Origin of the sequence: Streptomyces globisporus (genome assembly GCF_003501885.1) — a bacterium.
GTDB lineage: Bacteria > Actinomycetota > Actinomycetes > Streptomycetales > Streptomycetaceae > Streptomyces > Streptomyces globisporus_D.
This window is the reverse complement of sequence record NZ_QWFA01000241.1, coordinates 1-8,064: the sequence shown is the minus strand read 5'-3', so window position 1 is coordinate 8,064 and position 8,064 is coordinate 1. Positions and strand designations below refer to the sequence as shown.

The following is an 8,064-nucleotide window of genomic DNA, read 5'->3' as shown; positions in this document are numbered from 1 at the left end:
CGTCCGCCCCCTCCAGCCCGTCCGCCCTCCCAGCCCGTCCGGCGTTTGGGAACCGTGGCGGTGGTACGGGGCGACTCCTCCGTTTCCGGGAAGCAGGGATGCCGCCCAACCCCAGCACCGGTTCCGTCCTCAAACGCCGGACGGGCTGGAACGGCGCGGGTCCGTCCGCAAGCGGCGGGGCGTCAGGCTGCCGTCGCGGCGAGGCGGACGGCGGTGGAGTCGTGCGGCCGTGGCCGGGGGGAACGGTCCATACGTCCAGCGTGCGTCACGGACGGTTCGGCACCGGCCGGACCGTCGCCGCGTTGTCGCCCACCGCCCGCGCGTACTGCTCGTACTGGATCGCCAGCCCGTCCAGCAGCGCCCGCAGCCCCGTCTCGAAGGCCCCTTCGTCGACCTGGCGGCGGTGGTCGGCCAGCAGGTGGGCCTGGCCGAGGTGCGGATAGTCGGCGGGGTCGTAGGCGGTCTCGTCGTCGACGAAGCCCCCGGCGAAGGAGCCCAGCGCCGAGCCGGTGATGAAGTACCGCATCAGCGCCCCGATCCGGGTCGCCTGCGCGGGCGGCCACCCCGCCCCCACCATCGCCCCGAACACCGCGTCGGCCACCCGCAGCCCCGCCGGACGGCGGCCCGGCCCCCGGGCCAGCACCGGGACGATGTGCGGGTGCGCGGCGAGCGCGGCCCGGTAGGACAGCGCCCAGTCGTGCAGGGCCTCCCGCCAGTCGCGCGGGTCGGACTCCTCGAACATCGACAGGTCGACCTGCGCGGAGACCGCGTCGGCGACGGCGTCGAGGATCTCCTCCTTGTTGCGGAAGTGGTTGTAGAGCGAGGGCCCGCTCACCCCCAGGACAGCCGCCAGCCGCCGGGTGGAGACGGCGTCGAGCCCCTCGGCGTCCACGAGAGCGCTCGCCGCCCCGACGATGCGGTCTCGGCTGAGGAGGGGCTTGCGCGGTCGGGCCATGCGGCTCATAGTAGGCCCTGCGAGCCAGAAACTAGCAGTGCTAATTAAGCGATCGTCGGAAGCGGGGTGGCGCACGATGGACCTGGCGCTCAGCGTGGAGCAGGAAGCCGTCCGGAAACTGGCCGAGGACTTCGTCGCCCGTGAAGTCGCCCCGCACGTCGTCGCATGGGACCGGGCCGAGAATGTCGACAGGTCGATCGTGAAGAAGCTCGGCGATCTCGGCTTCCTCGGGCTGACCGTCGCCGAGGAGTACGGCGGGTCCGGCGGTGACCACCTCTCCTACTGCCTGGTCACCGAGGAGCTGGGGCGCGGCGACTCCTCGGTGCGCGGCATCGTCTCCGTATCGCTCGGCCTCGTCGCCAAGACGATCGCGTCGTGGGGGAGTCAGGAGCAGAAGCGGCAGTGGCTGCCCCGGCTCACCTCCGGCGAGGCGATCGGCTGCTTCGGCCTCACCGAGCCCGGCACCGGCTCGGACGCCGGGAACCTCGCCACCAGGGCCGTCCGCGACGGCGGTGACTACGTGGTCAACGGCACCAAGATGTTCATCACCAACGGCACCTGGGCCGACGTCGTCCTGCTCTTCGCGCGGACACATGACAGCCCCGGCCACCGCGGCGTCTCCGCCTTCCTCGTCCCCGCCGACACCCCCGGCCTCACCCGCCGCACCATCCACGGCAAGCTGGGCCTGCGCGGCCAGGCCACCGCCGAACTGGTTCTTGAGGACGTCCGGATACCGGCGTCCTGCCTCCTCGGCCCCGAGGGCAAGGGCTTCTCCATCGCCATGTCCGCCCTCGCCAAGGGCCGCATGTCGGTCGCGGCGGGCTGTGTCGGCATCGCCCAGGCCGCCCTGGACGCCGCCGTGCGGTACGCCGGTGAGCGCGAGCAGTTCGGCAAGGCCATCGCCCGCCACCAGCTCGTCCAGGAACTGCTGAGCGACATCGCCGTGGACGTGGACGCCGCCCGGCTGCTGACCTGGCGGGTCGCCGACCTGATCGACCGGGGCCAGGACTTCGCCACCGCCGCCTCGAAGGCCAAGCTGTACGCCTCCGAGGCCGCCGTCCGCTGCGCCAACAACGCCCTCCAGGTCTTCGGCGGCTACGGCTACATCGACGAGTACCCGGTGGGTAAGCTGCTGCGGGACGCCCGCGTGATGACGCTCTACGAGGGCACCAGTCAGATCCAGAAGCTGATCATCGGCCGCGCCCTCACCGGTGTCTCCGCCTTCTGACCGGTGTCCGTGCCTCCTGCTCGGCCCCGGGCTCGCACGGGTGTCTGAGTACCGGCCTGCGCCGGCCTGAGTACGGGCGCGGATGTGGCGTGCGCCACGCCGGCGGGATGCTGAGCCCATGAGTGACACGACATCGGTCAAGCAGCAGAGCACCGCAGCCTTCTACGTCCAGGCCGTGGCCTCCTTCATGGTGGCCATCGGCGCGGTCGCCTTCGGTATCTTCTTCCTCGATGCCGACGCCTGGGTGCGCGGATTCCTCGCCATCGGCGTGCTCTACCTGGTCACGTCCTGCTTCACGCTGGCCAAGGTGATCAGGGACCGCCAGGAGGCCGGGCAGATCCACAGCCGGGTCGACCAGGCCCGGCTGGAGAAGATCCTCGCCGAGCACGACCCGTTCCAGAAGCTCTGACCCGTACCGTCGGCGGGACAAGCCCTAAGCGCTTGCTCAGGTTCGGGGTATGGTGTTCGTCCTGTTGACGGAGAGGGGTCCTGGGCGATGTGTGCGGCGGAGGAGACGACCGGCGAGGACACGCCGTGGGGCGAGGTCACTCCCGAGGCGGCCAGGCGGCTCCTCGTCGCCGCAGTGGACGCCTTCGCCGAGCGCGGGTACCACGCGACCACCACCCGTGACATCGCCGGCCGGGCCGGAATGAGCCCGGCCGCGCTCTACATCCACTTCAAGACCAAGGAAGAGCTGCTCCACCGGATCAGCAAGATCGGCCACGAGCGGGCGCTGTACGTCCTCGACACCGAGGCGGACCGGGACGGCACGGCCGCCGAACGGCTCGCCGGAGCCGTCCGCTCCTTCGTCCGCTGGCACGCGGAGCGCCACACCACCGCCCGGGTCGTGCAGTACGAGCTCGACGCGCTGGGCGAGGAGCACCGCACCGAGATCGTCGCGCTGCGGCGCAGGAGCGACGCGGTGGTGCGCCGGATCATCGGCGAAGGGGTGCGCGACGGCGAGTTCGACGTCCCCGACGTCCCCGGCACCACGCTCGCGGTGCTCTCCCTCTGCATCGACGTGGCCCGCTGGTTCAACGCCCAGGGCAGCCGCACGCCCGACGAGGTCGGCGAGCTGTACGCCGACCTCGTCCTGCGGATGGTCGGGGCCCGGCAGATTCCGCGGTAGCCCCGGCGGTCTTGAAGCCGCGGTTCAGAAGTAGTAGCGGGACACCGACTCCGCGACACAGGCCGGCTTCTCGCTGTCCTCGCGCTCGACGGTGACGACCGCCGTGACCTGCACGCCACCGCCCACCTCCGTGACCTCCCGGAGCACCGCGGTGGCCCGCAGCCGCGAGCCGACGGGGACGGTCGAGGGGAAACGGACCTTGTTGGTCCCGTAGTTGATGCCCATCTTCATGCCCTCGACCCGCATCACCTGCGGTACCAGCGCGGGCAGCAGCGAGAGCGTCAGATAGCCGTGCGCGATGGTCGTGCCGAACGGCCCGTCCTTCGCCCGCTCCGGGTCCACATGGATCCACTGGTGATCGCCGGTCGCCTCGGCGAACTGGTCGATCCTCTTCTGCTCGATCTCCAGCCAGTCGCTGTGTCCCAGCTGCTGGCCCACTCCGTCCCGCAGCTCCTGTGCGGACGTGAAGATCCTCGGCTCTGCCATGTTCCCGGTCCCTGCCTTCCGGCTCGACGCACCATCCGGCGCGATGTCTAAGCGCTTGCTCAGCATCGTTGGGCGGCCCGTTCCTGTCAACGACATGGCAGTAGGTTTGAGGGGTGCCCCAGATCCCACAGACACTCCACGAACTCTCGGTCGGCCAGCTCTCGGCGCGCAGCGGCGCCGCCGTCTCGGCCCTGCACTTCTACGAGTCCAAGGGCCTGATCACCAGCAGCCGCACCAGTGGCAACCAGCGCCGGTACTCCCGTGACGCGCTGCGCCGGGTCGCGTTCGTCCGGGCGGCCCAGCGCGTCGGCATTCCGCTGGCCACGATCCGGGACGCGCTCTCGGAACTGCCCGAGGAGCGCACGCCGAACCGCGAGGACTGGGCCCGTCTCTCCGAGGCGTGGCGCAAGGAACTGGACGAGCGCATCACGCAGTTGCACCGGTTGCGCGACCATCTGACGGACTGCATCGGCTGCGGCTGTCTGTCGCTGGAGACCTGCGTCCTCTCCAACCCCGACGACATCAACGGCGAGAAGATCACCGGTTCCCGTCTGATGCCCGAACGCAAGCAGCCGACCAAGCACCGCCCCTAGTACCGAAGTACCGAACGTCGTTCCTGTTCCGTCACGTCACGCGGCCGCCGCCGCGGTCGGCCTCCGGTGCCGTGGCAGCCGGGCCCTGGCCAGGGTGCGGTCGGTCAGGGCGGGCTGTGGCACCGCGATCCCGCAGCCCGTGCACACCGGGCCCGCCCACGGCTCCTCGCCCCGCTCCTGCCGCCACTCGATGCCGGTGCCCGCACAGACCGGACAGGCCGAGCCGGGGCCGGAGCCGAGAGCCGCGATCAGACGGCGCAGGACCTCCGCGAGCGGCTCCGTGGGATGGACGCCCGGGTCGGTGCAGCGGGCCACCCCGTGACCGCCCCAGGTGCGCCGGTGCCAGTCGTCGAACGCACCGGGCCGCCGCAGCCCAGCATGCTTCTCGCGCCGCCGCCGCTCCGCGAACCCCGCCTCGTACGCGAGCCAGACGGCCCGCGCCTCCTCCAGTTCGTCCAGTGCGCTCAGCAGGCGCACCGGATCGGGCTCCCGGTCCTCGGGGCCGATCCCGTGCCTGGCGCACAGATGGTCCCAGGTCGCCCGGTGCCCGTACGGGGCGAACCTCTCCAAACACTTCCGCAGCGAATACCGCCGCAGGGCCAGATCGCCCCGCGGATCTCGGACCTGTCTCGCAAGACTCCGGAAACCGGCCATGACACCGCCACCTCCGTCGCTCGTCCTTGGACGTCATGGAATGGACGTACGCCTGCCCGTTTCGGCTCCATCGAAAGATGAAATCCGCCCATTGGCCGAGAATCCCCATGTGGGGCGGGGTGCCACGGGCGGAAGCGGAGCGGCGCACGGGCCGGTGGTGCGAGGGCGCGCGTTCCCGGGAGGTGTCCGGCGGATGGCGAAATCCCCTGGCGCCGGTACGGCCCCCTGAGGTTGGGTTCCCCCATGACCACAGCTCGACCGCGCCTCGAAAAGATCACCGCCGACAATGTGCTCGACGCCTGTCGGCTGGAAGTCGCACCCGAGCAGCGCAGGTTCGTCTCCCCGGTCGCGCAGTCCCTTGCCGAGGCCTATGTGCATCCCGACCTCGCCTGGCCCCGGCTGATCTGTGACGGTGAGCGTGCCGTCGGCTTCGTGATGGCGTACTTCGACCTGGCGTTCGACTTCGACGCCGGGGTGCCCGACGCCCCGAACCGCTCCGGGCTCTGGCGGCTCGCCGTCGCCGCGGGGGAGCAGGGCCGGGGCTACGGGCGGTTCGCCGTCGGGGCGGTGAACGAGGAGATCCGCCGGCGCGGCGGGACGGTCTCGACCGTGACCTGGAAGCCGGGCGAGGGCGGGCCCGAGGAGTTCTACCTCCGGCTCGGGTACCGCAAGCGGGGCCTCACGGACGACGGCGAGTGCCTCGGCGACATGGATCTCACGGCAGCCTGAGCCGAGAGGCTAACCCCCGTACCGCAGATACCTCCGCCGCTTCGCCCGGAACGCCGACAGGTCCCGCTGCCACGCCCGTACCACCGCGTCCGTGTCCGCGCCCGCGTCGATCATCGTGCGGACCCGGGTGTTCCCGGTGAGCTTGTCGATCCAGTTGTCCGGCCGCCAGGCGAAGCCGCTCCACGTCTGCTTCGCGGTCACCAGGAGGCCGATCCCGGTGCGGACCGGGTCGAAGACCTCCCGGTCCTGGACGTGGAGCTGGACCCCGCCCACCGTCCTGCCCTGGAACTTGGAGAATGTCGGCGCGAAGTACGCCTCCCGGAAGGCGACCCCCGGCAGTTCCAGCGCGTTCGCCGCGGCCGCCCAGCGGTGGTCGATGCCCTCCGCTCCGAGGAGTTCGAAGGGGCGCGTGGTGCCCCGCCCCTCGGAGAGGTTCGTCCCCTCGAAGAGGCAGGTCCCGGCGTAGACCAGAGCCGTCTCGGGCGTCGGCATGTTCGGGCTCGGCGGCACCCACGGCAGCCCGGTGTCGTCGAAGAAGTCCGAGCGCCGCCACCCCGACATCGTGACCACCTCAAGGCGCACCGGATTCTCGTGCAGGAACTCCGCGTTGAAGAACAGCGCCAGCTCCGCCACCGTCATCCCGTGCGCCTGGGCGATCTCCCGGCGGCCGACGAACGTGGCGAACGCCGGGTCCAGCACCGGGCCCAGCGCCGCCCGCCCGGTCACCGGGTTCGGCCGGTCCAGCACGACGAGCCTCTTGCCCGCGAGCGCCGCCGCCTCCATGCAGTCGTACAGCGTCCAGATGTACGTGTAGAAGCGCGCACCCGCGTCCTGGATGTCGAAGACCACGGTGTCCACGCCCGACGCGGTGAAGATGTCCGCGAGGTCCTGCCCGCTCTTGAGGTACGTGTCGTAGACCGGCAGCCCGGTCGCCGGGTCGTCGTAACGGCCCTCGGAGCCGCCCGCCTGCGCGGTGCCCCGGAACCCGTGCTCGGGGCCGAACACCGCGGTCAGGTTCACCCGCTCGTCCGGGTGCATCACATCGACGATGTGCCGGACATCGGCGGTGATGCCGGTCGGGTTGGTGACGACCCCGACCTTCTCGCCCCGCAGCAGCCGGTAGCCGTCGGCCGCCAGCCGGTCGAAGCCGGTACGCACCCGGCCGCGCCCGTGCCCCGGGCCGCGTCCGGGGGCGGCGGAGGCGCTACCGGTGCCGGCCGCCGTCGCCGCGAGCGCTCCCATCGCGCCTCCCGCGGCCAGCACACCACGTCGGGTCAGGCTCATTCCGCTACCTCCATGATCGCGCCGACTGTCATGGCCACGCACGCTAGCGCGGGCCGGGGCCGCGCGGAACGACCTGGGCCGCGCCGATTCCCCGAGCCGCCCGCCGTGTCGCGCCCAGGCCCTTCCCGATCACATACCGACCGGTTAGTCTGCCGGTGCAGCCGGATCGGAGAGGCGGGATGACGATGGGTACGGTGCAGGGCGCCGGTGTGGTGGTCACGGGGGCCGGAGGCGGCATCGGAGCCGCTCTGGCCCGCAGGTTCGCCGCCGGAGGGGCGCGGGTCGTCGTCAACGACCTCGACCTCGCGCGGATCGAACCGCTCGCGAAGGAGATCGGCGGCATCGCCGTCGCCGGGGACGCCTCGGGGATCGTGGAGGAGGCCCGGGAGGCGCTGGACGGCACGGTCGACGTCTACTGCGCCAACGCCGGTCTGGCCTCGCCAGGGGACGTGTTCGCCGACGAGGAGGTCTGGGCCGCAGCCTGGGACGTCAATGTGATGGCCCACGTCCGCGCGGCCAGGGCCCTCCTGCCGGACTGGCTGGAGCGCGGCAGCGGGCGGTTCGTCACGACCGCGTCCGCCGCCGGGCTGCTGACGATGATCGGCGCCGCCCCCTACAGCGTCACCAAGCACGGGGCGGTGGCGTTCGCCGAGTGGCTCTCGCTCACCTACCGCCACCGCGGGATCAAGGTCCACGCGATCTGTCCGCAGGGCGTGCGCACCGACATGCTCACCGCCGCCGGTTCGGCCGGCGAGCTGGTCCTCGCCCCCGGCGCCATCGAGCCGGACGCCGTCGCCGACGCCCTCTTCGAGGCGATGGACGCCGACCGCTTCCTGGTCCTGCCGCACCCCGAGGTGGCCGGGTACTACCAGGCCCGCGCCGCCGATCCCGACCGGTGGATGCGAGGGATGAACCGGCTCCAGCAGCAGTGGGAGGAGGGGAGCGGAGCATGAGCGACCTCACCAGCCCCACCAGCCCCGCCAGGCGTGGAGCACGGTCGGGGCTG

General features: G+C 71.6%; 10 protein-coding genes. 6 read left to right on the top strand and 4 right to left on the bottom strand.

The features are described 5' to 3' along the window. Positions 1–265: 265 nt before the first annotated feature. The gene (locus D3105_RS30435) at positions 266–955 is read right to left on the bottom strand and encodes a TetR/AcrR family transcriptional regulator (protein ID WP_118906135.1); all 690 of its coding nucleotides are present in this window, start codon (positions 953–955) and stop codon (positions 266–268) included. A gap of 76 nt (positions 956–1,031) precedes the next feature. Between D3105_RS30435 and D3105_RS30430 the strand changes: the two genes are divergently transcribed. From D3105_RS30430 to D3105_RS30420, 3 genes are all read left to right on the top strand, one after another. After that, complete coding sequence (locus D3105_RS30430) at positions 1,032–2,183, top strand: acyl-CoA dehydrogenase family protein (protein WP_118906134.1); 1,152 nt, start codon at positions 1,032–1,034, stop codon at positions 2,181–2,183. A gap of 118 nt (positions 2,184–2,301) precedes the next feature. Further along, complete coding sequence (locus tag D3105_RS30425; protein ID WP_010070249.1) at positions 2,302–2,592, top strand: YiaA/YiaB family inner membrane protein; 291 nt, start codon at positions 2,302–2,304, stop codon at positions 2,590–2,592. Positions 2,593–2,679: 87 nt separating this feature from the next. Further along, positions 2,680–3,312, top strand: coding sequence for a TetR/AcrR family transcriptional regulator (locus tag D3105_RS30420; RefSeq protein WP_118906133.1), 633 nt, complete (start codon positions 2,680–2,682; stop codon positions 3,310–3,312). A 24-nt stretch (positions 3,313–3,336) separates the two neighbouring features. Here the strand turns inward: D3105_RS30420 and D3105_RS30415 are convergent, their stop codons facing one another. Beyond that, complete coding sequence (locus tag D3105_RS30415; RefSeq protein ID WP_118906132.1) at positions 3,337–3,798, bottom strand: MaoC family dehydratase; 462 nt, start codon at positions 3,796–3,798, stop codon at positions 3,337–3,339. Between the two features lie 113 nt (positions 3,799–3,911). Here D3105_RS30415 and soxR point away from each other — a divergent pair, with 113 nt between their 5' ends. Continuing rightward, a complete protein-coding gene (gene soxR, locus D3105_RS30410; RefSeq protein ID WP_118906131.1) occupies positions 3,912–4,391 on the top strand; it encodes a redox-sensitive transcriptional activator SoxR in 480 nt (159 codons plus the stop codon). 36 nt (positions 4,392–4,427) lie between these two features. On the opposite strand, the gene D3105_RS30405 is transcribed toward soxR, so the two are convergent. Further along, the gene (locus D3105_RS30405) at positions 4,428–5,045 is read right to left on the bottom strand and encodes a hypothetical protein (protein WP_118906130.1); all 618 of its coding nucleotides are present in this window, start codon (positions 5,043–5,045) and stop codon (positions 4,428–4,430) included. Positions 5,046–5,288: 243 nt separating this feature from the next. Between D3105_RS30405 and D3105_RS30400 the strand changes: the two genes are divergently transcribed. Next, positions 5,289–5,774: a GNAT family N-acetyltransferase gene (locus tag D3105_RS30400; RefSeq protein ID WP_118906129.1), complete on the top strand. Its 486-nt coding sequence runs from the start codon at positions 5,289–5,291 to the stop codon at positions 5,772–5,774. A gap of 9 nt (positions 5,775–5,783) precedes the next feature. Here the strand turns inward: D3105_RS30400 and D3105_RS30395 are convergent, their stop codons facing one another. Next, positions 5,784–7,058: an exo-beta-N-acetylmuramidase NamZ family protein gene (locus tag D3105_RS30395; RefSeq protein ID WP_118906128.1), complete on the bottom strand. Its 1,275-nt coding sequence runs from the start codon at positions 7,056–7,058 to the stop codon at positions 5,784–5,786. A gap of 179 nt (positions 7,059–7,237) precedes the next feature. On the opposite strand from D3105_RS30395, the gene D3105_RS30390 reads away from it, so the two are divergent. Further along, positions 7,238–8,011 (top strand): SDR family oxidoreductase, encoded by a 774-nt coding sequence (locus D3105_RS30390; protein ID WP_206272974.1) that lies wholly within the window; start codon positions 7,238–7,240, stop codon positions 8,009–8,011. Positions 8,012–8,064: the final 53 nt, after the last annotated feature.

Bases quoted from the DNA above. Each gene is read 5' to 3' on its own strand.
- D3105_RS30400 (WP_118906129.1), top strand. From the start codon at position 5,289: ATGACCACAGCTCGACCGCGCCTCGAAAAGATCACCGCCGACAATGTG.
- D3105_RS30405 (WP_118906130.1), bottom strand. From the start codon at position 5,045: ATGGCCGGTTTCCGGAGTCTTGCGAGACAGGTCCGAGATCCGCGGGGC.
- D3105_RS30435 (WP_118906135.1), bottom strand. From the start codon at position 955: ATGGCCCGACCGCGCAAGCCCCTCCTCAGCCGAGACCGCATCGTCGGG.
- D3105_RS30415 (WP_118906132.1), bottom strand. From the start codon at position 3,798: ATGGCAGAGCCGAGGATCTTCACGTCCGCACAGGAGCTGCGGGACGGA.
- D3105_RS30395 (WP_118906128.1), bottom strand. From the start codon at position 7,058: ATGAGCCTGACCCGACGTGGTGTGCTGGCCGCGGGAGGCGCGATGGGA.
- D3105_RS30420 (WP_118906133.1), top strand. From the start codon at position 2,680: ATGTGTGCGGCGGAGGAGACGACCGGCGAGGACACGCCGTGGGGCGAG.
- D3105_RS30425 (WP_010070249.1), top strand. From the start codon at position 2,302: ATGAGTGACACGACATCGGTCAAGCAGCAGAGCACCGCAGCCTTCTAC.
- D3105_RS30430 (WP_118906134.1), top strand. From the start codon at position 1,032: ATGGACCTGGCGCTCAGCGTGGAGCAGGAAGCCGTCCGGAAACTGGCC.
- D3105_RS30390 (WP_206272974.1), top strand. From the start codon at position 7,238: ATGACGATGGGTACGGTGCAGGGCGCCGGTGTGGTGGTCACGGGGGCC.